This window comes from Kitasatospora atroaurantiaca (assembly GCF_007828955.1).
In the GTDB taxonomy this organism is placed as follows: Bacteria; Actinomycetota; Actinomycetes; order Streptomycetales; family Streptomycetaceae; genus Kitasatospora; species Kitasatospora atroaurantiaca.
Window position 1 is genome coordinate 3,089,377 of the sequence record NZ_VIVR01000001.1, and the last position, 25,799, is coordinate 3,115,175.

A 25,799-nucleotide genomic window follows, 5' to 3' on the forward strand; every position below is an offset into this window, starting at 1 on the left:
CGAGTGCACAACCGAGTCGCACGACCGTGCCCATGAGCAGGAGACCCCCGCTATGCAGGCGACCACGCCACCGTCCGCCGCCGTCAGCATCCACAACCTGTGGAAGCGCTTCGGCCAACAGGCCGCCGTGGCGGGCCTCGACCTGGAGCTGCCGGCCGGCTCGTTCATCGGCCTCGTCGGGCCGAACGGCGCCGGAAAGACCACCACGCTCTCGATGGTCACCGGGCTGCTCCGCCCGGACCACGGCACCGTGCTGGTCCACGGCGCGGACGTGTGGGCCGACCCGGTCGCGGTCAAGGCGCGGATCGGCATCCTGCCCGAGGGCCTGCGGATGTTCGAGCGGTTGAGCGGACGCGAGCTCCTGCAGTACAACGGCCGGCTCCGCGGGCTGCCCGGCGCCGAGGTGGACCGCCGCGCGGAGGAGCTGCTGACCGTCCTCGACCTGCTCGGCGCGGCCGACAAGCTGGTCGCCGACTACTCGACCGGCATGCGCAAGAAGATCGGCCTGGCCTCCGCCCTGCTGCACAACCCGGACGTGCTCTTCCTCGACGAGCCCTTCGAGGGCGTCGACCCGGTCTCCGCCCAGACCATCCGGGGCGTGCTCAAGCGGTACGCGGCGGCGGGCTCCACCGTGGTCTTCTCCAGCCATGTGATGGAGCTGGTGGAGCAGCTCTGCGACTGGGTCGCGGTGATGAACGCCGGGCAGGTGATAGCGCAGGGGCCGCTGGACTCCGTACGCGGGGAGCGCTCGCTGCACGCCGCCTTCCTGGAGCTGATCGGAGTCCGCGAGGACGACGGGCAGGCCCTCGACTGGCTGGGAGGGGCCCGATGAGCCTCACCGTCCCCACGGACCGGGTGGTCGTCCGGACGCTCGTCTCGCTCAAGCTCCGGCTGCTGGCCAACGGACTGCGCCGCAGCCCGCAGCGGAAGGCCGTGTACATCCTGGGCTCGGTGCTCGGGCTGCTGTTCACCGCCCTGGTGGCCCTCGGCATCGCCCTGCTCCACGGCCACGCCGGCGCCCCGGACGCGGCGGTGATGCTGGCCACGGCGCTCGCCGTCGGGTGGGCCGCCCTGCCGCTCTTCCTGTTCAGCAGCGACGAGAGCGCGGACCCGACCCGGCTGACCATGCTGCCGCTGCGCCCCGCCGCACTGCTGCGCGGCTCACTGCTCGCCGCGCTGATCGGGCCAGGACCGGTGCTCGCCCTGGTCCTGCTCGGCGGCGCCGGGGTGGCGGCGGCCGGGGGCTGGGCCTCCGTACCGGCGGCCGTGCTCGGGGTGCCGCTGGCCGTGGTCACCCTGGTCACGCTGTCCCGGGCGGTCGCGGCGGGGAACGCCCGGCTGCTCTCCAGCCGGCGCGGCAAGGACTTCGCGATCTTCGGCGGCCTGCTCTTCGCCGTCCTGATCCAGATCGGCAACCTCGCCTCACAGAGCGTCCTGGGACGGCCCGGCCACCACCTGGACCTCTCACCGCTGAAGCCCTTCGCCTCCGTGCTGCGCTGGATCCCGCCGGTCAGCGCGATCGACGCGTCCCGCACCGCCGCGGACGGCTCCTACACGCCGGCCGTGCTGCAGCTCGCTTCGACCGGCGTCCTGCTGGCGCTGCTGCTGCGCTGGTGGCGCGGCAGCCTCCAGCAGCTGATGGTCACGGCCGACTCCTCCACCCTGATCGCCGCCCGGGGTGTCGGCCGCTCGCCCGCCGCCCGCTTCTTCCCCGAGGGCCGGGTCGGTGCGGTGATGCAGCGTCACCTCCGGTACGCCTGGCGAGAGCCGCGCGCCAAGGCCGCGGTCTTCACCAGCATCGGGATGACGCTGGTCTTCTGCGTGCTCTCGGTGGTGCAGGGCTGGGCCTCGGTCTACGTGGTGACGCTCGCCGGGGTCATGCTCGGCCTCCAGATGGTCAACCTCTTCGGCATGGACGGCTCGGCCTTCTGGATGGTCTCCGCGACGCTGGCCACCCCGGCCGACGCCCGGAGCGAGCTGCGCGGCAGGGCGTACGCCGTGCTCTCGTACGCGGTGCCGATCTCGCTGCTGCTCGGGCTCGTGCTGGCCGTTGCCACCGGCGACTGGGCCGGGCTCGCGCCGGCCCTGGGCCTCACCCTGGCCGCTCTCGGCACCGGCGTCGGCCTCGGTGCGCTGCTCAGCGTGCTCGCGCCGTACGCCATGCCCGCCGACAGCAACCCCATGCGCAACGCCGCCCCCGGGCAGGGCGGGGTGGTCCTGCTCAACAGCTTCGGCTCGCTGCTCGGAGTGGCGCTGCTCACCCTCCCGGTCGGCGGCGTCCTCGCCTGGCTGCTGATCGCCGACCTGCCGGCCTGGCCGGTCCTGCTGCTCGGCCCGGTGTACGGCGCCGCGCTCGCCACGCTGGGCATCCGCCTGGCCGCCGCCCGGCTGCTGGACCGCCTCCCGGAGATCCTCGCCACGGCGATCGAGCGCTGAGCGGTCCGGCATCATTGCTGAGGGGCTGAGGGGTCGGACTAGGCGAAGGCAGTGGCACCGTGGGCAAGCGCAAGGGCGAGCGAGGGCCCGCGATGGACGGCGCCGTGGAGCAGGCGGCGTACCAGGTGATCGCGGCGCCGGCGGAGGGGCTGGACCTGGCCCTGGACACCGGGGCCTCGCTGCTGGCCGCCTCGGCCGAGCGGTGGCCGGAGGTGAGCCGGGCGCTGGTGGCCTTCGCCGAGCGGGCGATCGCGCGCTCGTGGACCAGCGGGTGGCGCCCGGCCGATCTGGTGCGGGTGGTGCGGCGTGAGCTGGGGCCGGTGCAGCTGGCGCTCGCGGTGGACCTGATCGCGGCGGAGGGCCGCCGCCACCCCGCCGCCTCGCTCGACCGGCGCTGGCAGGAGCAGCTGCGCGAGCTCGCCGCCGAGGTGTGGTGGCAGTCGGACGAGGAGTTCCTCGCGGGGTTCGCCCTCCGGCACCGGCAGGACCGGTTCGCGCTGGCGACGGCCGCACTGGAGCTGCTGCGGGTCTGGGGCCACCTGCCGCCGATCACACCGGTCGGCCCGGTGCCGGGAGCCGGGCCCTCGGTCTCGCAGCGCCCGAGCGGACCGGTGACCGGCGAGCCGCGGATGCTGTCGCGGATCCGGGCGCTGCTCGCCAAGGCGGAGTCCACGGAGTACCCGGAGGAGGCCGAGGCGCTGACCGCCAAGGCCCAGCAGCTGATGGCCCAGCACAGCATCGACGATGCCCTGCTGGCGGCCGGGCAGCCGTCCAAGAACGCACCGGCCGCCCTGCGGCTCGGGGTGGACAACCCGTACGAGGGCCCGAAGACCATGCTGCTGGACGCGGTGGCGGCGGCGAACCGCTGCCGGGTGGTGTGGGCGAAGGAGTTCGGTTTCTGCACCATCGTCGGCTTCGACGCCGACCTGGACGCGGTGGAGCTGCTCTACACCTCGCTGCTGGTGCAGGCGACCTCGGCGATGCACCGCGCGGGCAGCAAGCAGCACCTGGACGGCGCGTCCCGGACCAAGTCCTTCCGGCAGTCCTTCCTGGTCGCGTACGCTGCCCGGATCCGGGAGCGGCTCACGGCGGCGACCGAGCAGGCGACCAGCGACGCGGCCGCCGGTCGGCACCTTCGCGAGGACGGCACGGCGGAGCAGCTGGTGCCGGACGAGCGGCTGCTGCCGGCGCTGGCGGCGCGCGAGGAGGCGGTCGACCGGACCGTCGGACAGATGTTCCCGAAGCTGACCGCCCAGCGGGTCCGGGTGAGCGACGGCGAGGGCTGGGCGGCCGGCCGGGCCGCCGCGGACCGGGCCTCGCTGCACGGACGGGCCGGGGCGATCACCAAGTAGCCGAGGGGGATGTGTGACGGGGTACGCGGAGCGGGTGCGCGGTGCGCTGCCGGACAGCGATCGGTACCCGCTGTGATCAGCCTGGAGAAGCTGTCGGCCTCGGCGCCCGGGCTGGTGAACCTGTACAAGACGGCGCAGGTCAGCCTGGACAAGGCCGGCCTCGGCGGCGCGCGGGCTGCCGTGTACCTGGTCCTGGACCGCTCGGGGTCGATGCGGTCCTTCTACCGGGACGGCACGGTTCAGCACTTCGCCGAGCAGGTGCTGGCGCTGTCGGCCCACCTGGACGACGACGGCCGGGTGCCGGTGGTGTTCTTCTCCACGGAGGTCGACGGTGTCGCCGAGCTGGGCATCACCGACTACCAGGGCCGGATCGGGCAACTGCACGCCTCGTACGGGCACATGGGACGGACCAACTACCACCTGGCGATGAAGGCCGTCATCGCACACCACCAGCGCTCGGGGGTGTCCGGCCCGGCGCTGGTGGTCTTCCAGACGGACGGCGGGCCGACCTCGCGGTCGGCGGCCGAGATGATGCTCTGTCTGGCCGCCGAGCTGCCGATCTTCTGGCAGTTCGTCGGCTTCGGCGACCCGGCCGACCGGGAGTTCGCCTTCCTGCACCGGCTGGACGAGCTGCCCGTCCCGGCGAAGCGCCCGGTCGACAACGCGGGCTTCCTGCCCGCCGGGACGGACCCGCGCTCGGTACCCGACGCCGTGCTGTACGACCGCCTGCTCGCCGAGTTCCCGGTCTGGCTGGCAGCGGCTCGCCAGGCCGGGGTGCTCCGGAGCTGAGCCCCGCCTGGCTACTCTGGCGCCATGGCCGAGCCGAAGACCAAGCCGAGCGCCGCGAGCGCGGAGGAGTTCCTCGCCGAGGTCACCGACGAACGCCGCCGTACGGACGCCCAGGCGCTCTGCGCCCTGATGGCCGAGGCCACCGGGGCGCCGCCGGTGATGTGGGGCGGCTCGATCGTCGGCTTCGGCACGTACCACTACCGCTACGCGAGCGGCCGCGAGGGCGACTGGCCGCCGGTCGGCCTGGCCCCGCGCAAACAGGCGCTGACGGTCTACCTGGCCGAGGGCTTCGACCGGCACGGCGAACTGCTCGCCCGGCTGGGCCCGGTGACGACGGGCAAGGGCTGCCTGTACATCAAGCGCCTGGACGCCGTGGACCAGGCGGCCCTGCGCGAGCTGATCACCCTGGCCTTCGAGTCCCTGAACGGCCGGACGATCAGCTCCTAGGCGGCTGGCCTCATCATCTGCTCGGCCCTCTCGCCGTAGCCGTCGTCACCGGCGGTTCGCACGGAGGTGACCACCGCGTCGTTCTCTAACTCCGGTCCCACAGGGCGCCGAAGGCGAGCAGCTCGTCGCGGTACTCGATCCGGCGCACCCAGTCCGCCGGCCAGGCGTCCGCGCCGTGGTGGGCGCCCGCGAAGGCGCCGGCCAGGCAGGCGATCGAGTCGGAGTCGCCGGAGGAGTACGCGGCGCGGCGGACTGCCGCAACCGGGTCGTCCGGGAAGAGCAGGAAGCAGAGCAGACCGGTGGCGAAGGCCTCCTCGGCGATCCAGCCCTCACCGGTCACCTGGCAGGGGTCGGCGTCCGGCTCCGGCCTGGCGAGGGCGGCGTCCAGGCGGTCGAGCACGAACAGGCACTCGTCCCAGCCGCGCGCGATGAACTCCTCCGCCGAGGGGTCCTGCGCGTGCGCGGCGAGATCGCCCAGCCAGAACTCGTCGTAGCGGGTACGCGAGGCGTTCGCGTACGCCCGCAGCAGGCCTGGCAGTTCGCGCGGCTCGGCGCCGTCGGCGAGCAGCCGGACGGTGTACGAGGTGAGGTCGCTCGCCGCCAGCGCGGTCGGGTGGCCGTGGGTGAGCGCGGACTGGAGCTGGGCGGCGCCAGCTCGGTGACGATCCGTCAGGTCGGGAAGCAGGCCGATCGGGGCGACCCGCATGTTGGCGCCGCAGCCCTTGGAGCCGATCTCGCTCGCCTCCTGCCAGGGCCGATCCGGCTTGCTCAGCCGCCAGCAGGCCTTGAGGCAGGTCGTGCCCGGGGCCCGGTTGTTCTCCGGCGAGCGCCACCACTCGACGAACTCCTCGCGCACCGGCCGCTCCAGGCGCAGCGGTACGAGCGGGCCGCGCTCCAGGGCGATTCGGAGGCCACGGGCCAAGGCGAGCGTCATCTGGGTGTCGTCGGTGACCAGAGCCGGCTTGGGCAGTGGGAGTTCGCGCCAGTCGGGGCACCAGGCCGCGATGTGCTCGATCTCGTCGAACTCGGTGGGATGGCCGAGGGCGTCGCCGATCGCCAGGCCCAGCAGCGTGCCCGTGGCAGCCTTTCTCACGGTCTCCCCCTACACCTCGACGATCAGCTCTTCCAGCCCCCGGATCACATACCCCGGGCGCCACTTGGGCTCGCGGACCAGCCGCAGCCCGGGTGCCCGGCGCAGCAGCGCTCCGTACGACTCCGTGAGCTCCAGTCTGGCGAGCGGAGCGCCCAGACAGAAGTGAATTCCCGCGCCGAAGGTGATGTGCGGGTTGTCGGTGCGTGCCAGGTCGAGCTGGTCGGGGGCGGTGAAGCGGGCCGGGTCGCGGTTGGCGGAGCCGAACAGCAACGCGACCTCCGCCCCGCGTGGGATGGTCACCCCGGCCACCTCGATGTCCTCCAGCACCCACCGCTCGAACATCTGCAGCGGGGTGTCGTACCGCATCAACTCCTCGACGGCCGTCGGCAGCAGCTCGTCCACCGAGCCGCGCAGCAGGGCGAGTTGGCCGGGATTGCGGAACAGAGCCCACCAGCCGTTGCCGGTGGTGTTGACCGTCGCCTCGTGACCGGCGTTGAGCAGCAGCACGCAGGTGGAGATCATCTCCTGCTCGGTGAGCGCGTCCGAGCCCTCGGCCGCCTGGACCAGCGCGCTGATCAGGTCCGTCCCGGGCCGGGCCCGCCGCTCGCGGATCAGGCCGCGCAGGTAGTCGGAGAACTCGATGCTCGCCGTGACCGCGCGCTGCGCCACCTCGGCCGTCGGGTTCAGCTCGAACATCCCGGTGATGTCCGCCGACCACGGGCGCAGCAGCCCACGGTCGGCCTCCGGCACCCCGAGCATCTCGGCGATCACCGCCACCGGCAGCGGCTCGGCGACCTTCGCGACCAGGTCGCCGCCCCCGTCGGCGAGCAGGGCGCCGACCAGCTCGTCCGCGAGGCGGGCGACGGTCGGGCGCAGCGACTCGACCATGCGCGGGGTGAACGCCTTGGAGACCAGGCGCCGGATCCGCGTGTGGTCGGGCGCCTCCAGATCGAGCAGGCCGTTCTCGTTGAGCGTGTGGAACGGCTCGTACGCCGGGTCGGGGGCCGGGCGGCCGAACTCCTCGTGGGTGTAACGGTGGGTGTAGGTGCGGCCGAGCCGGCGGTCCCGGAGCAGCGCGCTGACGTCCTCGTACCGCGAGACCAGCCACTGGTCGCTGGGCTCGTAGTAGCTGACGGGCGCGTGCTCACGCAGCTCCGCGTACGCGTCGTACGGGTGCGCGACGAACGCCGCCGACCACGGGTCGAAGGTCACCACTGTTCACTCCCAGCTCGTCGGGAGCGCCATCGTACGGTGCCCTCACTCCCCCACGATCAGCCGCCGGACCAGGGCCGGGAGAGCCGTGGAGATCGGCTCGCGGATCACCTCGTGGGCGACCGGGTCGTACGGGGTGGGCTCGGCGTTGATGATGATCAGGCGGGCGCCGCCGTCCAGCGCCACCTGGGCCAGCCCCGCCGCCGGGTACACCTGGAGTGTGGTGCCGACGGCGATGAAGAGGTCGCAGGCCTTGGCGATCGCCCCGGCCTGGTCGAGCACGACCGGGTCGAGGGTCTCGCCGAACATCACCGTTGCGGGCTTGAGCACTCCCCCGCAGTCCAGGCAGGCCGGGTCCGGCTCTCCGGCCGCGACCCGCTCCAGGGCATCCGCCATCTCGCTGCGCACCTTGCAGCGGACGCACTGCACCTGCCGTGCCGTGCCGTGGAGTTCGAGCACCTTACGGGCCGGCAGGCCGGAGCGCTGGTGCAGCCCGTCCACGTTCTGGGTGAGCACCCGCACCGGCAGTCCGCTGCGCTCCAGCTCGACGAGGGCGAGGTGGCCGGCGTTGGGCTCCGCCGCCTGCGCCCCGGCGTCCCGGCGCATCAGCCAGGAGCGGCGGCGCACCTCCGGGTCGGCCAGGTAGGGGCCGAGGGTGACCAGGTCCTGCGCCTTGGGGTCGCGCTGCCAGAGGCCGTTCGGGCCGCGGTAGTCCGGGATTCCGGAGTCGGTGGAGATCCCGGCGCCGGTCAGGACGGCGATCAGCGGGCGCTTGGCGTTCATGCCCGTCGACGGTACGGGCCACGGGCCCGGTGCGCGAACGCTTTCCTGGTCCGAGCGTGCGCGCAGAGCACTACGGGCCGGCTGCGTTCACTCACACGGGGCCTGTCCTGCGGAGGCGGCTCCGGCCCCGGGCGTGGTCCGTTAGCGTGGGCGGGTGACCAGCGCCGATGCCCTGAAGACCTGGCTGACCACCCGGACCGCCGAGCAGCTGACCGAGCTGCTGGAGCAGCGGATGCTGCCGTACTCCGGCGGACCGGGCCTGGAGGACCCCGCGCGGCTCGCCGAACACCTGCTGAGCGGCAACTCGGTCATGATCGGATTGAACTTCCTGGACCGGGCCGAACTGCAGGTCCTCGTCACGGTCGCCGTCCTGGCCGAGCGGCTGTACGGCCCGGCGCCGGTCTCGGCCGCGCGCCCCGGCCCGGCGGGCTTCGCCGGGCCGCAACTCACGCCCCGCCCCGGTGTGTTCACCGTACGGCCGCCGGAGCCGTCCGAGCGCGCAGTCCCGCGCGACCGGCTGCTGGCCGCACTGGGCGCCTCGGCCGATCGGGCGCTGGAGAGTCTCGCCGAACGGGCGCTGGACAGCCTCGCCGAGCGCGCCCTGCTCCTGCCGCCGCACGGCGACCTGCTCACCGTGCCCGCCGTACTGCACCAGCAGGCGGCCGAGCTGCAGGGCCTGGGCCGGCCGCTCACCATCCTGCTCTCCGACGCCTACAAGGCCGCCGAGATCCGCCTGCTGGCCGAGAACCTGGGGCTGCCCGCGGCCCGTACCCGGGAGGAGGCGCAGGGCATGATCGTCGAGCACCTCCAGGAGGCCGAAGCCGTGCGGCAACTGGTCGCCGACGCACCGCCGGACGCCGTCGAGCTCCTCGAGGCGCTCGTCCCCGGCCCGCCGCTGCTGCGCACCCACTGCTTCGTGCCCGACACCGGCAGCTACTACGGCGCCACCAGCAAGTTCCAGTTCCGCCAGGGCGGTTCGGGCGATCCTGGGACGGACTGGCTGGCCGCGCGCGGTCTGCTGGTCCCGGTCGGGGTGGACCTCGTCGAGCTTCCGCACGAGGTCGGCGCCGCCCTGCGCGACCCCTCGGCGCCGATGCCCTTCCAGCCCGAACCGCCCGCCGTCGGCGCCGCCCGGCCGCTGCCCGCCCACGCGGACGGCGAGGCGCAGGCCGCCGCCACCGCCGCGGCCTCCCGCGTCGAGCTGCTGCTGCGATCGACCGCCGCTGCCCCACTGGCGGTGCGCAAAACCGGGGGCATCGCCGTACGGGACACCCGCAAGCTCGCCAAGGCCATCGGTGCACCGGAGCAGCACACCCGCCTCTGGCTCGACCTGACCGCCAACGCCGGCCTGATCGCGCCGCACCGGGACACCCCGCCGCCCACCCGCGGCCGCAAGCCCGCCCCGCTGCCGCCCGCCCGGATGCTCCCGACCGCCCGGTACGACAGCTGGCTCGCCGCCCCGCCGGCCGACCGGCTGGTACCGCTGATCGCGGCGTGGGCCGTCACGCCGGAGGTGTTCAGCCACTGGCCGGACCACGACGAGACCCCGGTCGCCCTGGTCACACCGCAGGACGAGGACGCCGTACCGCTGCGCCACGCCCTGCTGGAGACGCTGGCCCGACTGCCGGCCGGGTACGGGGTCGGCACCGCCGCAACGCTGGGCGAGGAGACCCTCGGCGAGCTGCTCGAGGCGGCCTCCTGGCACCAGCTCGCGGTCGAACCCTCCAGCCGGATGAAGGAGTTGGCCACCGCCACCCTCGCCGAGGCCGAGTTGCTCGGCGTCGTCGCGCACGGCGCGCTCACCCCGGTCGGGCATGCCGTGCTCGGGCTGCTGCGGGCCGGCGCCGCCCGCTGGTTCCCCGCCGTGCCCGGCACGGGAGTGGCGCTGTCGGAGTACCGGGCCCTGGCATACGCCGTCGCCGAACTCCGCTCCGCGCTCGCCACGTTGGTCACCGCGCCGAGGACCACCGCCCGGTTCCAGGCCGACCTGACCGCCGTCGTGACCGGCGCCGCCGCCCCCGAACTCGCTGAGCTGCTCGACTCGGTGGCGGACCGCGAGTCCGACGGGCACGCGGTGGTCTGGCGGATCAGCCCCGCCTCCGTCCGCCGCGCCCTGGACGCGGGCGCCGACGCCGCGGACCTCCTGGAGCGCCTCACCCAGGTCTCGGACGGCGGCCGCCCGCTCCCCCAGACCCTCGAGTACCTGCTCAAGGACACCGCCCGCACCCACGGCCGGATCCGCGTGGTGCGCTCCGCCTGCTGCCTGCGCTCCGACGACGAGGCGCTGGTCCTGGAACTCTCCAAGTCCCGGGCCCTCGCCCGGATCGGCCTGCGCCGGATCGCCCCCACCGTCCTGATCAGCAGCGCCGCCCCCGCCGAGACCCTGGCCGCGCTCCGGCTCGCCGGCTACGCGCCGGTCCTGGAGGCCGAGACCGGCACCACCGTCGTCGAGCGCGCCTCCCAGGAGCGCGCCGCCGTCGAGATGCCGGCCCTCGACGAGGCCCGCCACCACTACGGCCGCGGCCCGGCCACTCCGGCGGCGCTGGCGGCCGCGGTGCTGGCAAAGGTGCTCGGCTGAAATACAGGTGCGCCCTCCGGCGCCTGACCGCAGACTTGCCGGGAATCCGAAACCGAAGGAGTCCCGTGCAGGGTGCCGTCACCGTCTCGCCGTCCCAGGTCCCCGAGCTGCTGCTGGGCCTGGCCACCGTCAGGCCGGTGTTCCTGTGGGGTGCGCCGGGAATCGGAAAGTCCTCGCTGGTACGGGAGTTCGCCGACTCGCTCGGCCTGGAGTGCGTCAGCCTGATCGGCACCCAGCTCGCTCCCGAGGACCTGATCGGCGTCCCGCAGATCACCCCGGACGGCCGCTCGCGCTTCTGCCCGCCCGAGTCGATCGCCCGCGACCAGCCGTACTGCCTCTTCCTGGACGAGCTCAACGCCGCGACCCCCGACGTGCAGAAGGCCTTCTACTCGCTCATCCTGGACCGCCGGATCGGCTCCTACGAGCTCCCGGCCGGCTCCATCGTGATCGGCGCCGGGAACCGTGCCACCGACGGCGCCCTGGCCCGCCCGATGGCCTCCGCGCTGGTCAACCGCCTGGTCCACGTCCACCTCCGGGCCAGCGCCACCGACTGGCTCAACTGGGCTGCGGGCAACGGCATCCACCCCTGGGTGCTGGACTACCTCATCGACCGGCCCGACCACCTGTGGTCCGCACCGCCCAAGACCGAGGAGCCGTTCTCCACCCCGCGCGCCTGGCACATGCTCTCCGACACCCTGCACTCCTTCGGGCCCACCCTGGACGAGCCGACGCTCAAGGTGCTGGCGTACGGGCTGCTCACCCCGCAGCACGCGGTGAGCTTCTGCGGGTACGCGAAGATCGTCCGCAACTCGTACGGGCTGGACGCGATCCTCAAGGGCGACGCCCGCTGGCCGCACCGGCTCGAGGACCGCGACCTGCTCTACTACCTGGCCGACGCCTTCCGCTCCCGGCTGGTCAAGGAGCTGCCCGCACGCAAAGAGCACGCCTCCAACTCCCTTCGGCAGACCGCCTACCGGGCGAAGTCGCTGCTGGTGCAGCTGGCCGAGATCTCGGTCGAGGTCGCGCAGACGGTGATCGCGGACGGGCCGGACGGCAACCCGGTGCTGCCTGCCTGGTTCCTGATCGAGGCGGCCCGCGACATGCCCCGCCTGGTCGAGGCCCGCCGGTGAAGCCCAAGGCCTCTCCCTCGAAGGACCTCGCCGCCGAGGCCTTCGCCGAGGGCGTCGCACTGCTGCAGCGCAACACCGCGCTGGCCTCGGTCGACGCCACGATCTGCCGCAACCCCGACTGCGCGCACTACCCGCTGGACGGCTGGGCGGCGGTCGACTCCAACGGCACCGTGCACGTCAACCCCAAGCGCCGGGCCGAACCCGCCGAGTGGGCCTGGGTGTTGGCGCACTGCCTGCTACATCTCGGCTTCGGCCACGTCCCGGCCGCGAAGGGCCCGCGCAAGGACCCGGACTCGTACGAGCTCGCGGCGCGCTGCATGGTGGTCAACCGCTTCCTGGCCACCTTCTCGGTCGGCCGCGCTCCCTTCGAGCTGCCGCCGGTGATCCCGGGTGGGGACGAGGAGGAGCTCGCCGCCCGATGGCGGCTCGACGGCCTGCCGCACGCGCCGGGCACCGCCGGCACCGAGCCCGATCAACGGCTCATCCCCTGGCACCGCTCGGACACCCCAGAGGACTGGACGGTCGCCTTCGCCGCCGCCCTGACCCGGACCATGTCCGCCGCCATGGACGTGGCCGGCGGCCGCCGCGACGAACTCACCGGCGAGCGCACGCCCGAGCGGCCGTGGACCCGCGCCCTCAACTGGTTCATCTCCTCCTACCCGCTGCTCGGCGGCCTGGCCGCCGGCATCACCCTGGTCGCCGACGCCGAACTCGCCCGCGCCCAGGGCATCGCCATCGCCGCCGTGAACGCCGAGGCGGGCGAGATCTACCTCAACCCGCTGCGCCACTACAGCGACGAGGAGTGGCGGTTCATCCTGGCGCACGAGATGCTGCACGCCGCCCTGCGCCACGGCGACCGCGCGGGGGCCCGCGACCCGTACCTCTTCAACGTCGCCGCCGACTACGTGATCAACGGCTGGCTGCTGGAGATGGGCGTCGGCGAGATGCCCGAAGGGCTGCTGCACGACCCCCAGTTGAAGGGCCTCTCGGCCGAGGAGGTCTACGACCGGATCGTCCGGGACCAGCGCCGCCTGCGCCGCCTCGCCACCCTCGCAGGGAAGGGGAAGCCGGACGTCCTCGGTGAGCCGCTCGGCCACCGCCGTGACTACGTCGACCTGGACGACTTCTACCGGCGCGGCCTCCAGCAGGGCTTCGAGCTGCACCGGCGCGAACGCGGGTACATCCCGGCGGGCCTGGTGGAGGAGATCCGCGCACTCGCCCACCCGCCCCTTCCCTGGGACGCCCAACTGGCCCGCTGGTTCGACGAGTTCGTCCCGTCCCCGCAACCCGTACGCAGCTACGCCCGCCCCTCGCGCCGCCAGGCTGCCACACCCGGCATCCCGCGCGCCGGACGGTACTTCCCGCCCGAGGAGATCGCCCGCTGCACCTTCGGCGTCGTCCTCGACACCTCGGGCTCGATGAGCCGACAGTTGCTCGGCAAGGCCCTGGGCGCCATCGCCTCGTACGCCGCCGCCCGGGACGTCACGGCGGCCCGTGTGGTCTTCTGCGACGCCGCCCCGCACGATGCGGGCTTCCTGCCCACCGACGAGATCGCCGGGCGCGTCCGGGTCCGCGGCCGCGGCGGCACCGTCCTCCAGCCCGGCATCGACCTGCTGGAGCGCGCCGATGACTTCCCACCCGCCGCCCCGGTCCTGGTGATCACCGACGGCGAGTGCGACGTCCTCCGGGTCCGCCGCGAGCACGCCTACCTCGTCCCCCAGGGCGCCGGGCTCCCGTTCACCCCGCGCGGTCCCGTCTTCCGCATGCGCTGAGCCTTTGCAGGCGGCCGACCGCAACAGGGGCACGGGGGGGCACCTGGCGGCGCGTCAGGCCGCAGCCGCCACCGGCCGGACGCTCCCCCGCACGAGCGGCCACAGCGCCGCCAGGTACAGCGCGGCGCCGACCGCCAGCAGGTCCAGGTCCGCCGCCATCGCCACCGTGCCGGCCAGCACCAGCAGCGGGCTGAGCACCGAGAGCCGCCGCACCGTGGCGGTCAGCAGGGCCAGCATCCCGACGTAGAACAGCAGCGGGCCCACGGAGTAGAAGATCGGCAGCACACCCGGGTGATCCTGGATCCGGTCGAACAGCAGCGCCTTCTCCGCCTTGTCGGCGGCCCGCACCCCGACATACAGGTCGATCGTGACCTGCCCCAGCGAGGCGGCCAGCCCGGTGAAGGCCACTCCCGCCGCGACGGCCCCGACCGCCCGTCGCGTGACCAGTCGGCGCAGGTCCGCCGTCACCACGCCGAACAGCAGCAGCGCCGCGAACAGCGCGGCGTGGCCCACCAGCCAGCCGGCGCCCGGGTCCTTCGATCCGGGCAGCAGCCGGATCCCACCGTAGACGGCCAGCAGCAGCGGGGCGGCGACCGGGGCATACCGGTTCTTCATCTCAAGGTCCTTCCGGATCAGGCGAGTTCGACACCCCGAATCCTGCTCACCCGCACCCCGGACCGGATCGCCCACGCCGGTGAACCTCGCCCCCTCCCCCGCACGGGGGAGCCGGTCACGCCTCCCCCGCGACGACCGCCCCCGACTCGTACGCGAAGACCACCGCGTGCACCCTGTCCCGGAGTTGGAGCTTGGCGAGCACGTTGCTGACATGGGTCTTCACGGTGTGCTCGCTGACCACCAGCTCGCCCGCGATCTCGGCGTTGGAGAGGCCGCGTGCCAGCAGCTGCAGCGTCTCCATCTCCCGCCCGGTCAGCTGCTCCAGCAGCCTCGACGGCGCCCGCACCGACCGCTCCGGACCGACCACGCCCCGCCGAGCGGCGAACTCGGCGATCAACCGCCGCGTCACCGACGGCGCCAGCAGCGCCTCCCCGGAGGCCACCATCCGTACGCCGTGGGCGAGATCGTCCCGCCGGACGTCCTTGAGCAGGAAGCCGCTGGCTCCCGCGTAGAGCGCCTCGAAGACGTAGTCGTCGATGTCGAAGGTGGTCAGCATGATCACCTTGGTGTCCGGGTACTCGGCGCAGACCCGGCGGGCGGCCTCCAGGCCGTCCATCACGGGCATCCGGACGTCCAGCAACAGCACGTCCGGGCCGTGCACCCGCACGGCCTCCACCGCCTCCGCGCCGTCACAGGCCTCGGCGACCACCTCGATGTCCGGCTGAGCGTCCAGGATCATTCCGAATCCGGCCCGCACCAGCTCCTGGTCGTCCGCGACCACCACCCGAATCGGCAACTCCACCCTCTCCCTACGCACCGAGCGGCAGCCGTGCCGCCACCACGAACCCCCGGCCGTCCGGCCCGGGCCCGGCCGACGCGCTGCCCCCGCAGGCCGCCGCGCGTTCCCGGATACCGACCAGTCCCCGCCCGCCGGACCAGCCATCGATCCCCGCCACCACCGGCGCGCCCCGGCCGTCGTCCGCCACCTCGATAGCCAGCGCATCCCCCGCACGGGCGATCCGGACCACCACACTCTGCGCGTCCGAGTGCTTCAGCACATTGGTCAACGCCTCCTGCACGATCCGGTACGCCGCCGTCTGCACATCGGACGGACCGTACGCCTCGATCTCCGACTCGACCCGCACCCCCGAGGCCCGTACCCGTGCCACCACCGCCGGCAGCTCGGCCAGCGTCGGCTGCGGCGCCAACTCGGGTGCGGCGTCGGTGTCCTTGAGCACTCCCAGCACCCGGCGCAGCTGCACCATGGCGTCCCGGCCCGAGTCGGCGATGGTGTCGAACGCCTTGATCGCCCGCTCCGGGTCGCTGCGCACGACCAGCGGGCCGGCCTCGGCCTGGATGACCATCAGCGAGACCGCATGCGCCAGGATGTCGTGCATCTCCCGGGCGATCCGGCCGCGCTCCTCCGCCACAGCGCGTGCCGCGTCGCTGGCGGCCCGAAGTCCGACCTGGTGCGCCCGCTCGGCCTCGACCCGGGCCAGCCTGCGCAGTTCCCGCACCAGCGAGCCGAAGACGTAACTGCCGACCGACGTCAGCAGGCTGAACAGCATGCCGTTCGGGGACCGGGTGCCGAGGATGTTCCCCACCACCAGGGCCACCAGGAGCGACCAGCGCTGCCAGCCTCTGCCGCGGTCGGCCAAGGTGTAGATGCCGACCACCGCGTAGAGCTGGACCTGCGGCATCACCGAGTGCGCGACGACCGAGAGCACCGTCGAGGGGATCGCGCAGGCCAGCACCGTGGCGCCCGGGTACCGCCGGCGCCACGGCAGCGGGAACGCCGTTGCCGTCGCCAGCAGGTAGACCCACCACGGCCACCCGACATCGTCGTTGACCACCGCCCACACCGAGACGCCCGCCGAGCCCGCCGCCAGCGCCGAGTCCAGGACGTACGGGCTGACCCCTGCGAACCGGGCCCGTACCCGTTCCGTCCGCCCCGCGGCCCACGCCTGCGCGTGCGTCATCCGCTCCACGTCCGCCCCTCCCCCGAGCCCGACCCGCCCCGGAGGGTGATCATGCCGTACGACCGGGCGCCGGCGCAGCCCCGCGCCGGCCTCAGCCACCGTTCACCGTCACGTCGCCGGTGGCCGTACGGGCCTCGATGCTCCGCCCGGCGTCAACCTTCCTGGGCACCGACACCTGCACATCACCGACCCCCGTCGAGGCGTCCACCGCATACGGCTGCCCGCTCGGCACCGTCACCCGCACGCTCCCCGTCGAGCTGGTCGCCGTCACCTCGGTGGGCGCGGTCGTGAAGGACGCCGATACATCGCCCGTGCTGCTGACCAGCCGTGCGGAGGTCGACCCCAGCCCCTTCGCCACGACCGTCCCGGTCGACGACTCCGCCACCACCTCCCCGGTCAGCCCGGTCAGCCGCACATCACCCGTCGAACCGTGCACCCGCACCACGGTGCCCTCGGGCACCCGCACCCGGTACCCGACCGAACAGTCACCGCAGTGGTACGTCAGCGTCAGCGTCCCGCCGGTGACCTCATGGGTGGCCACCGGCGCCTTTCCCCGGAACTCCTGTCGCTCCACCACCTGCACGCCACCGCCCCCTCCCACCACCTCGACGTCCCCGGTCGACGCCTCCACCACGAGCACCCGCACCGCCTGGTCCACTCCGTACGCGACGTCCCGGCTCTCCTTCTCCTCCAGCCAGTACCCGGAGACTCCGGCCCCCACCACCACCGCGGTGATCCCCGCGTACATCGCCACCCGAGCCAGCGGACGGTTCATCACAAGCTCCCCTCGACCGGTCCGGACCTCCCGAACCGACACGCAGCAGCCTGCCCGTCGCACCCCCTCCCCCGGATCGCCCGCCCGAGCGGTCCGGGGACCTCCCCCGCACGAGGGAGAAACGCCGCAGGGCGGCCACCCCGTGTGGGGTGACCGCCCTGAGGTTGAAGCAACCTGACTATCAGCCGGTGTACGGGCCGTAGTCGTAGTCGTCCAGCGGGACCGCCTGGCCGGAGCCGGCGCCGAAGGGCGACAGGTCGTAGTCGTCGTAGCCGACGGCCGAGTACATGGCCGCCTTGGCCTCCTCGGTCGGCTCGACCCGGATGTTGCGGTAGCGGGGAAGACCCGTACCGGCCGGGATGAGCTTACCGAGGATGACGTTCTCCTTGAGGCCCAGCAGCGGGTCCGACTTGGCGTGGATCGCCGCGTCGGTGAGCACCCGGGTCGTCTCCTGGAAGGAGGCGGCCGACAGCCAGGACTCGGTGGCCAGCGAGGCCTTGGTGATACCCATCAGCTGCGGACGGCCGGAGGCGGGGTGACCGCCCTCGGAGACCACGCGACGGTTCTCGGTCTCGAAGCGGCCGCGCTCGACGAGCTCGCCCGGGAGCAGCTCGGCGTCGCCCGACTCGATGATCGTCACGCGGCGGAGCATCTGCCGGATGATGATCTCGATGTGCTTGTCGTGGATCGACACACCCTGCGAGTTGTAGACCTTCTGGACCTCGGCCACCAGGTGGATCTGGACGGCACGCTGGCCCATGATGCGCAGGACGTCGTGCGGGTTGGTCGCACCGACGGTCAGCTTCTGGCCGACCTCGACCGCCTCGCCCTCGGAGACCAGCAGCTTCACACGCTTGGAGACGGGGTACGCGATCTCGTCGCTGCCGTCGTCCGGCGTGATGACCAGCTTGCGGGTCTTCTCGGTGTCCTCGATGCGGACCCGGCCCTGCGCCTCCGAGATCGGGGCCACACCCTTGGGGGTACGGGCCTCGAAGAGCTCGACGACACGCGGGAGACCCTGGGTGATGTCGTCACCTGCCACACCACCGGTGTGGAAGGTACGCATCGTCAGCTGGGTACCGGGCTCACCGATGGACTGGGCGGCGATGATGCCGACCGCCTCACCGATGTCGACCAGCTTGCCGGTGGCCAGCGAGCGCCCGTAGCACATGGCGCAGGTGCCGACGGCCGACTCACAGGTCAGGATCGAGCGGGTCTTGACCTCGCCGATGCCGTGGCGGATCAGCTCGTCGATCAGCACGTCACCGAGGTCGGTGTTGGCGGTGGCAAGGAGCTTGCCGTCCACCGTGATGTCCTCGGCGAGCATGCGGGCGTAGACGCTGGTCTCGACGTCGTCGGCCTTGCGCAGCACGCCGTCGGCGCCCACGGAACCGATCGACAGCTTCAGGCCGCGCTCGGTGCCGCAGTCCTCCTCGCGAATGATGACGTCCTGGGAGACGTCGACCAGACGACGGGTGAGGTAACCGGAGTCGGCGGTACGCAGAGCGGTGTCGGCGAGACCCTTACGGGCACCGTGGGTGGAGATGAAGTACTCCAGCACGGACAGGCCCTCACGGAACGACGCCTTGATGGGACGGGGAATCGTCTCGTTCTTGGCGTTGGACACCAGACCACGCATACCGGCGATCTGACGCATCTGCATCATGTTTCCGCGAGCACCGGAGTCGACCATCATGAAGATGGGGTTCGTCTTCGGGAAGTTCGCGTTCATGGCCTCGGCGACCTCGTTGGTCGCCCGGGTCCAGATGCTGATGAGCTCGTTCTTGCGCTCGTCGTTGGTGATCAGACCGCGCTCGTACTGCCGCTGGACCTTCTCCGCCTGTGCCTCGTAGCCCTCGAGGATCTGGGGCTTGCTCGGCGGGACGACGACGTCCGAGATGGAGACGGTGACGCCCGAGCGGGTGGCCCAGTGGAAGCCGGACGCCTTCAGGTTGTCCAGCGTCGCCGCGACGACGACCTTGGGGTAGCGCTCCGCCAGGTCGTTGACGATCGCGGAGAGCTGCTTCTTGCCCACCTCGTAGTCGACGAACGGGTAGTCCTCGGGCAGCAGCTCGTTGAAGAGCGCGCGGCCCAGAGTGGTGTTCAGGCGGAAGGACTCGCCCTCGAACCAGGTCGGCTGGCCGTCCTCGTCCACCGGCGGGGTCCAGCCACGGGGCGGGACGGTGCCGATCGGCAGACGCAGGTCGATCGGGGCCTGGACGTCCAGCTCGCGGGCGTCGAAGGCCATGATCGCCTCGGCGGTCGAGGAGAAGGAACGGCCGGCGCCCTTCACCTCCTCGCGGTCCGAGGTGAGGAAGAACAGACCGAGCACCATGTCCTGGGTCGGCATGGTGACGGGGCGACCGTCGGCCGGCTTCAGGATGTTGTTCGAGGACAGCATCAGGATGCGGGCCTCGGCCTGCGCCTCCGCGGAGAGCGGCAGGTGGACGGCCATCTGGTCACCGTCGAAGTCCGCGTTGAACGCGGTGCAGACGAGCGGGTGGATCTGGATGGCCTTGCCCTCGACCAGCTGGGGCTCGAAGGCCTGGATGCCGAGGCGGTGCAGGGTGGGCGCACGGTTCAGCAGAACCGGGTGCTCGGCGATGACCTCTTCGAGGACGTCCCACACGACCGGGCGGGCACGCTCGACCATGCGCTTGGCCGACTTGATGTTCTGCGCGTGGTTCAGGTCGACCAGGCGCTTCATCACGAACGGCTTGAAGAGCTCCAGCGCCATGGCCTTGGGCAGACCACACTGGTGCAGCTTCAGCTGCGGGCCGACGACGATGACCGAACGGGCCGAGTAGTCGACTCGCTTGCCGAGCAGGTTCTGGCGGAAACGACCCTGCTTGCCCTTCAGCATGTCGGACAGCGACTTCAGCGGACGGTTGCCCGGGCCCGTGACCGGGCGACCACGACGGCCGTTGTCGAAGAGCGCGTCGACGGCCTCCTGAAGCATGCGCTTCTCGTTGTTCACGATGATCTCGGGGGCACCGAGGTCAAGGAGACGCTTGAGGCGGTTGTTGCGGTTGATCACGCGGCGGTACAGGTCGTTCAGGTCGGAGGTCGCGAAGCGGCCACCGTCCAGCTGCACCATCGGACGCAGGTCCGGCGGGATGACCGGGACGCAGTCCAGCACCATGCCGTTGGGCTTGTTGGTGGTCTGCAGGAAGGCGGAGACGACCTTGAGGCGCTTGAGCGCACGGGTCTTCTTCTGGCCCTTGCCGGTACGGATGATCTCGCGGAGGCGCTCGGACTCCTCGGCCAGGTCGAAGGTCTCGAGGCGGTCCTTGAGGGCCGCCGCGCCCATCGAGCCGGAGAAGTACGTGCCGAAGCGGTCGCGCAGCTCGCGGTAGAGCAGCTCGTCGCCCTCGAGGTCCTGGACCTTGAGGTTCTTGAAGCGGGCCCAGACCTCGTCGAGACGGTCGAGCTCACGCTGCGCACGGTCGCGCAGCTGCTTCATCTCACGCTCGGCACCCTCGCGCACCTTGCGGCGCACGTCGGCCTTGGCACCCTCGGCCTCGAGCTCGGCCAGGTCGGTCTCGGCCTTCTTGGCACGGGCCTCGAGGTCCGCGTCGCGGCGGTTCTCGATCTGCTGGCGCTCGACCGAGACGTGCGCCTCGAGGGACGGGAGGTCGCGCTGGCGACGCTCGTCGTCCACCCAGGTGATCATGTAGGCGGCGAAGTAGATGACCTTCTCGAGGTCCTTCGGCGCCAGGTCGAGGAGGTAGCCGAGACGCGACGGGACACCCTTGAAGTACCAGATGTGGGTGACCGGCGCGGCCAGCTCGATGTGGCCCATCCGCTCACGACGCACCTTGGCACGAGTGACCTCGACGCCACAGCGCTCGCAGATGATGCCCTTGAAGCGGACACGCTTGTACTTGCCGCAGTAGCACTCCCAGTCCCGGGTGGGGCCGAAGATCTTCTCGCAGAAGAGCCCGTCCTTTTCCGGCTTCAGGGTGCGGTAGTTGATGGTCTCCGGCTTCTTGACCTCGCCGTGCGACCACTGGCGGATGTCGTCGGCGGTCGCGAGGCCGATGCGGAGCTCGTCGAAGAAGTTGACGTCAAGCACTGGTCGTCAAGCCCTCTTTCGTAAGTCGAAAGTCGTTCATCTGGTCTGAGGGGGCCTGGGGGCGGGCCGGCTGCTTGTGGAAGCAGCCGGCCCTACCTCCGTCAGACCTCTTCGACGCTGCTCGGCTCACGCCGGGACAGGTCAATGCCGAGCTCCTCGGCCGCGCGGAACACGTCCTCGTCGGAGTCCCGCATCTCGATGGACTGGCCGTCCGAGGACAGCACCTCCACGTTGAGGCAGAGCGACTGCATTTCCTTGATGAGGACCTTGAAGGACTCGGGAATGCCGGGCTCGGGGATGTTCTCGCCCTTGACGATGGCCTCGTAGACCTTGACTCGGCCGAGGACGTCGTCGGACTTGATGGTGAGCAGCTCCTGCAGGGCGTAGGCAGCGCCGTACGCCTCGAGGGCCCACACCTCCATCTCACCGAAGCGCTGACCACCGAACTGCGCCTTACCACCGAGCGGCTGCTGGGTGATCATCGAGTACGGACCGGTCGAACGGGCGTGGAGCTTGTCGTCGACCAGGTGGTGCAGCTTGAGGATGTACATGTAGCCGACCGAGATCGGCATCGGGAACGGCTCGCCGGAGCGACCGTCGTACAGCCGGGCCTTACCGGTGGAGTTCACCAGGCGCTCACCGTCACGGGTGAGGGTGGTGTGGTCCAGCAGGCCGGTGATCTCGTCCTCGCGGGCGCCGTCGAAGACCGGGGTGGCGAGGTTGGTGCCACCCTCGACCGTGTCGGCGCCGATCGCCTGCAGGCGCTTGGCCCACTCGTCGGCGAGACCGGAGACGTCCCAGCCCTGCTTGGCGAGCCACCCGAGGTGGATCTCCAGGACCTGTCCCGGGTTCATTCGGGACGGGACACCCAGCGGGTTGAGGATGATGTCGACCGGGGTGCCGTCCTCGAGGAACGGCATGTCCTCGACGGGGAGGATCTTGGAGATGACACCCTTGTTGCCGTGACGGCCGGCCAGCTTGTCACCGTTGGTGATCTTGCGCTTCTGGGCCACGTAGACGCGGACCAGCTGGTTGACGCCCGGGGGCAGCTCGTCGCCCTCTTCGCGGTCGAAGACGCGGACGCCGATGACCTTGCCGGACTCACCGTGCGGCACCTTGAGCGAGGTGTCGCGGACCTCACGGGCCTTCTCACCGAAGATCGCGCGCAGCAGGCGCTCCTCCGGGGTCAGCTCGGTCTCACCCTTGGGCGTGACCTTGCCGACCAGGATGTCGCCGGTGACGACATCGGCGCCGATGCGGATGATGCCGCGCTCGTCGAGGTCGGCGAGGACCTCCTCGGAGACGTTCGGGATGTCCCGGGTGATCTCCTCGGGGCCCAGCTTGGTGTCACGGGCGTCGACCTCGTGCTCCTCGATGTGGATCGAGGAGAGGACGTCGTCCTGCACGAGGCGCTGCGACAGGATGATCGCGTCCTCGTAGTTGTGACCCTCCCAGGACATGAACGCCACGAGCAGGTTCTTGCCGAGGGCCATCTCGCCCTCGTCGGTGCAAGGACCGTCCGCGAGCACCTGGCCGGTCTCGACCCGGGCGCCCTCGTCCACGAGCACCTTCTGGTTGAAGGCGGTGCCCTGGTTGGAGCGGGTGAACTTGGCGGCGCGGTACGTGGTGTACGTGCCGTCGTCGTTGGCCACGGTGACGTAGTCGGCCGAGACCTCCTGGACGACACCCGACTTCTCGGCGGTGATGACGTCCGCGGCGTCGACGGCGCAGCGGTACTCCATGCCGGTGCCGACCAGCGGGGCCTCGCTCTTCAGCAGCGGCACCGCCTGACGCATCATGTTCGAGCCCATGAGCGCGCGGTTGGCGTCGTCGTGCTCGAGGAACGGGATCATGGCGGTCGCGACCGACACCATCTGGCGCGGCGAGACGTCCATGTAGTCGATCTCGGTGCCGGGGATGTAGTCGATCTCGCCACCACGGCGGCGAACGAGAACACGCGGCTCGGCGAAGGTCAGCTCGGCCGTCAGCGGGGCGTTGGCCTGCGCGATGACGAAGCGGTCCTCCTCGTCGGCGGTGAGGTAGTCGACCTGCTCGGTCACGACACCGTCGATGACCTTGCGGTACGGGGTCTCGATGAAGCCGAAGGCGTTGACCCGGCCGTACGAGGCCAGCGACCCGATCAGACCGATGTTCGGGCCTTCAGGGGTCTCGATGGGACACATGCGCCCGTAGTGGGACGGGTGCACGTCACGGACCTCGAAGCCGGCGCGCTCACGGGAGAGACCACCGGGGCCGAGGGCGGACAGACGGCGCTTGTGGGTCAGGCCCGACAGCGGGTTCGTCTGGTCCATGAACTGGGACAGCTGGCTGGTGCCGAAGAACTCCTTGATGGAGGCGACGACCGGCCGGATGTTGATCAGGGTCTGCGGCGTGATCGCCTCGACGTCCTGGGTGGTCATGCGCTCGCGCACGACACGCTCCATACGGGCGAGACCCGTACGGACCTGGTTCTGGATCAGCTCGCCGACGTTGCGGAGGCGACGGTTGCCGAAGTGGTCGATGTCATCGACCTCGACGACGATGTCGCGACCGGTCTCGTCACGCCACTCGGCCTCGCCCGCGTGCAGCTTCACCAGGTACTTGATCGCACCGATGATGTCGGGCTCGGTGAGCACGCCGGAGTCCAGCGACTCGGCGTTGCCCAGCTTGCGGTTGACCTTGTAGCGGCCGACCTTCGCGAGGTCGTAGCGCTTCGGGTTGAAGTAGAGGTTCTCGAGCAGGGTCTGCGCGGCCTCACGGGTCGGCGGCTCGCCCGGACGCAGCTTGCGGTAGATGTCCAGCAGCGCGTCGTCCTGGCCCTGGGTGTGGTCCTTCTCCAGGGTCGCCCGCATCGACTCGTACTCGCCGAACTCCTCGAGAATCATCTCGTTGGTCCAGCCGAGGGCCTTGAGCAGAACGGTGACCGACTGCTTGCGCTTGCGGTCGATGCGGACACCGACCATGTCGCGCTTGTCGATCTCCATCTCCAGCCAGGCACCACGCGAGGGGATGACCTTGCAGGAGTAGATGTCCTTGTCGGACACCTTGTCCAGGGTGGAGTCGAAGTAGACACCAGGGGAACGGACCAGCTGAGAGACGACGACACGCTCGGTGCCGTTGATCACGAACGTGCCCTTGTGGGTCATGAGCGGGAAGTCGCCCATGAAGACCGTCTGAGACTTGATCTCACCGGTCTCGTTGTTGGTGAACTCGGCCGTGACGAAGAGCGGAGCCGCGTACGTGAAGTCGCGGTCCTTGCACTCGTCAATAGAGTTCTTCGGCGGCTCGAAACGGTGGTCGCGGAAGGTCAGCGACATCGACCCGCTGAAGTCCTCGATCGGGGAGATCTCTTCGAAGATCTCCTCCAGACCGGACTTCGTGGGGACGTCCTGACCACTCTCCAGGGCCGCCTCGACCCGGGACTTCCAGGCCGCGTTGCCGAGCAGCCAGTCAAAGCTCTCGGTCTGCAGGGCCAGGAGGTTCGGGACCTCAAGGGGCTCCTTGATCTTCGCGAAGGAAACGCGAAGCGGGGCGGTGGATGCGGCGGATGTGTTCGAGGCGTTGCGCGGCGCGGCCAAGAGGGGGGTCCTTCCGAGGGCTCGGAGCTCACTACGCGCGTACCGGCCGGGCCTGCCGAGGATTGGAGCCACCTCCGGCGCCGAGGGTCTCAGCCGGGACGAATCCCAGGTCAGAGCCGCTTTGCGGAGGCGGTGCCAGACCCCTTCAGGGCAACGCAAACTCCGGGCGACGAGTCACGGAGCAGCTAACAGGCAGCGCAAAGGGACAGTGTAGCCAAAAGGCACACTGCTGACAAGCCCTGATTCGGAGACCGAATCGGACGCTCCCTCCGGTAGCCACCCGTCCGGCTCAACCCCCCGGAAGGAGCCTCGCCGCAGGGTGGTCCCTGCCCTCGTACAACCGCCGGCCCGGACACTCCGGGCCACCGCACCTCACATGGAGTCACTTCCCGTCGGGGCCACTGAATATGCATCCAGGGCCGCTCCAACTGGCAGCGGACTCGCTCCTTGCTGCGGCGCGCGCCTTGAGAATCGCGCGCCCGGTGCAGTTCGTCAAGGCCCCTGCCGGAGCGTGGACCTCGGGCTGCTCATCGCTCGGGACCCCCAGGGCGTTACAGAACCCATGGTGGGAGCCACTCCCGATGACAGCGATCACCATACCCGCACCCACCGACAGTGGCCGAGTGCACAATCGGCCAGGGTGGTCACCCCCTGGTACGGCAAAGGCCGGGCCGACCACCCGCAAGGGTGATCGGCCCGGCCCTTTCACGCCCCCTCAGAGGGGGCGTGGAGTCACTTGACGGTGACCTTGGCGCCAGCGGCCTCGAGGGCAGCCTTGGCCTTCTCGGCAACGTCCTTGGCGACCTTCTCGAGAACCTTGGCACCGGCGGTGTCAACGAGGTCCTTGGCCTCCTTCAGGCCGAGGGAGGTCAGGGTGCGCACCTCCTTGATGACCTGGATCTTCTTGTCGCCCGCGCCATCGAGGATGACGTCGAACTCGTCCTGCTCCTCAACGGCCTCGACGGCGGCGGCAGCGCCACCGGCGGCGGCAACGGCAACCGGGGCGGCCGCGGTGACGTCGAACTTCTCCTCGAAGGCCTTCACGAAGGCGGAGAGCTCGATGAGGGTGAGCTCCTCGAACTGCGCGAGCAGCTCGTCCTGGGTCAGCTTCGCCATGATGGCGTCCTTCCACTAAGTCGGCAGGTGGTGCCGTATGTACGGGTTGGGCGGGCACGGGCCCGCAGC

At 71.2% G+C, this 25,799-nt stretch carries 18 protein-coding genes; 8 read left to right on the forward strand and 10 right to left on the reverse strand.

What is annotated here, in order from left to right; all coding sequences use genetic code 11:
• Nucleotides 1–52: 52 nt before the first annotated feature.
• From FB465_RS14200 to FB465_RS14220, 5 genes are all read left to right on the forward strand, one after another.
• Nucleotides 53–832 (forward strand): ABC transporter ATP-binding protein, encoded by a 780-nt coding sequence (locus FB465_RS14200; RefSeq protein WP_145790809.1) that lies wholly within the window; start codon nucleotides 53–55, stop codon nucleotides 830–832.
• Complete coding sequence (locus tag FB465_RS14205) at nucleotides 829–2,436, forward strand: GumC domain-containing protein (protein WP_145790811.1); 1,608 nt, start codon at nucleotides 829–831, stop codon at nucleotides 2,434–2,436. Before FB465_RS14200 ends, FB465_RS14205 begins: the two co-directional genes overlap by 4 nt.
• Before the next feature lie 92 nt (nucleotides 2,437–2,528).
• Nucleotides 2,529–3,788, forward strand: a complete 1,260-nt coding sequence (locus tag FB465_RS14210; protein WP_145797343.1) for a DUF2786 domain-containing protein — start codon at nucleotides 2,529–2,531, stop codon at nucleotides 3,786–3,788.
• 9 nt (nucleotides 3,789–3,797) lie between these two features.
• Nucleotides 3,798–4,577 (forward strand): VWA domain-containing protein, encoded by a 780-nt coding sequence (locus tag FB465_RS14215; RefSeq protein ID WP_145790813.1) that lies wholly within the window; start codon nucleotides 3,798–3,800, stop codon nucleotides 4,575–4,577.
• A gap of 24 nt (nucleotides 4,578–4,601) precedes the next feature.
• Nucleotides 4,602–5,024, forward strand: coding sequence for a DUF1801 domain-containing protein (locus FB465_RS14220; protein WP_145790815.1), 423 nt, complete (start codon nucleotides 4,602–4,604; stop codon nucleotides 5,022–5,024).
• Nucleotides 5,025–5,109: 85 nt separating this feature from the next.
• Here FB465_RS14220 and FB465_RS36290 read toward each other — a convergent pair whose 3' ends face one another.
• Genes FB465_RS36290 through FB465_RS14235 form a run of 3 tightly spaced genes read right to left on the reverse strand, consistent with a single transcriptional unit; the run spans nucleotide 5,110 to nucleotide 8,112 of the window.
• A complete protein-coding gene (locus FB465_RS36290) occupies nucleotides 5,110–6,117 on the reverse strand; it encodes an ADP-ribosylglycohydrolase family protein (protein ID WP_246192661.1) in 1,008 nt (335 codons plus the stop codon).
• 9 nt (nucleotides 6,118–6,126) lie between these two features.
• Nucleotides 6,127–7,329, reverse strand: coding sequence for a cytochrome P450 (locus FB465_RS36295; protein WP_246192662.1), 1,203 nt, complete (start codon nucleotides 7,327–7,329; stop codon nucleotides 6,127–6,129).
• A gap of 45 nt (nucleotides 7,330–7,374) precedes the next feature.
• The gene (locus FB465_RS14235; RefSeq protein ID WP_145790819.1) at nucleotides 7,375–8,112 is read right to left on the reverse strand and encodes an SIR2 family NAD-dependent protein deacylase; all 738 of its coding nucleotides are present in this window, start codon (nucleotides 8,110–8,112) and stop codon (nucleotides 7,375–7,377) included.
• Nucleotides 8,113–8,266: 154 nt separating this feature from the next.
• Here FB465_RS14235 and FB465_RS14240 point away from each other — a divergent pair, with 154 nt between their 5' ends.
• The 3 genes from FB465_RS14240 (at nucleotide 8,267) to FB465_RS14250 (ending at nucleotide 13,592) form a co-directional block, all read left to right on the forward strand.
• Nucleotides 8,267–10,690: a helicase-associated domain-containing protein gene (locus FB465_RS14240; protein ID WP_145790821.1), complete on the forward strand. Its 2,424-nt coding sequence runs from the start codon at nucleotides 8,267–8,269 to the stop codon at nucleotides 10,688–10,690.
• Nucleotides 10,691–10,755: 65 nt separating this feature from the next.
• Nucleotides 10,756–11,820 (forward strand): ATP-binding protein, encoded by a 1,065-nt coding sequence (locus tag FB465_RS14245; RefSeq protein WP_145790823.1) that lies wholly within the window; start codon nucleotides 10,756–10,758, stop codon nucleotides 11,818–11,820.
• Nucleotides 11,817–13,592 carry a vWA domain-containing protein gene (locus FB465_RS14250; protein WP_145790825.1) on the forward strand — a complete coding sequence of 592 codons (1,776 nt, stop codon included), beginning with the start codon at nucleotides 11,817–11,819 and terminating at the stop codon, nucleotides 13,590–13,592. Before FB465_RS14245 ends, FB465_RS14250 begins: the two co-directional genes overlap by 4 nt.
• 54 nt (nucleotides 13,593–13,646) lie before the next feature.
• Here the strand turns inward: FB465_RS14250 and FB465_RS14255 are convergent, their stop codons facing one another.
• The 7 genes from FB465_RS14255 to rplL all read right to left on the reverse strand — a co-directional run bounded on the left by FB465_RS14255 (nucleotide 13,647) and on the right by rplL (nucleotide 25,730).
• On the reverse strand, nucleotides 13,647–14,207 hold the full coding sequence (locus FB465_RS14255; RefSeq protein WP_145790827.1) for a hypothetical protein: 561 nt from the start codon (nucleotides 14,205–14,207) through the stop codon (nucleotides 13,647–13,649).
• A gap of 115 nt (nucleotides 14,208–14,322) precedes the next feature.
• Nucleotides 14,323–15,003, reverse strand: coding sequence for a response regulator (locus tag FB465_RS14260; protein WP_145797345.1), 681 nt, complete (start codon nucleotides 15,001–15,003; stop codon nucleotides 14,323–14,325).
• 13 nt (nucleotides 15,004–15,016) lie between these two features.
• Nucleotides 15,017–16,186, reverse strand: a complete 1,170-nt coding sequence (locus tag FB465_RS36930) for a sensor histidine kinase (RefSeq protein WP_145797346.1) — start codon at nucleotides 16,184–16,186, stop codon at nucleotides 15,017–15,019.
• 91 nt (nucleotides 16,187–16,277) lie between these two features.
• Nucleotides 16,278–16,961 carry a DUF4097 family beta strand repeat-containing protein gene (locus FB465_RS14270; RefSeq protein ID WP_145790829.1) on the reverse strand — a complete coding sequence of 228 codons (684 nt, stop codon included), beginning with the start codon at nucleotides 16,959–16,961 and terminating at the stop codon, nucleotides 16,278–16,280.
• A 181-nt stretch (nucleotides 16,962–17,142) separates the two neighbouring features.
• Nucleotides 17,143–21,036, reverse strand: coding sequence for a DNA-directed RNA polymerase subunit beta' (locus FB465_RS14275; RefSeq protein ID WP_145790831.1), 3,894 nt, complete (start codon nucleotides 21,034–21,036; stop codon nucleotides 17,143–17,145).
• A 101-nt stretch (nucleotides 21,037–21,137) separates the two neighbouring features.
• The gene (gene rpoB, locus FB465_RS14280; protein WP_145790833.1) at nucleotides 21,138–24,614 is read right to left on the reverse strand and encodes a DNA-directed RNA polymerase subunit beta; all 3,477 of its coding nucleotides are present in this window, start codon (nucleotides 24,612–24,614) and stop codon (nucleotides 21,138–21,140) included.
• 732 nt (nucleotides 24,615–25,346) lie between these two features.
• Nucleotides 25,347–25,730, reverse strand: coding sequence for a 50S ribosomal protein L7/L12 (gene rplL, locus FB465_RS14285; protein WP_145790835.1), 384 nt, complete (start codon nucleotides 25,728–25,730; stop codon nucleotides 25,347–25,349).
• Nucleotides 25,731–25,799: the final 69 nt, after the last annotated feature.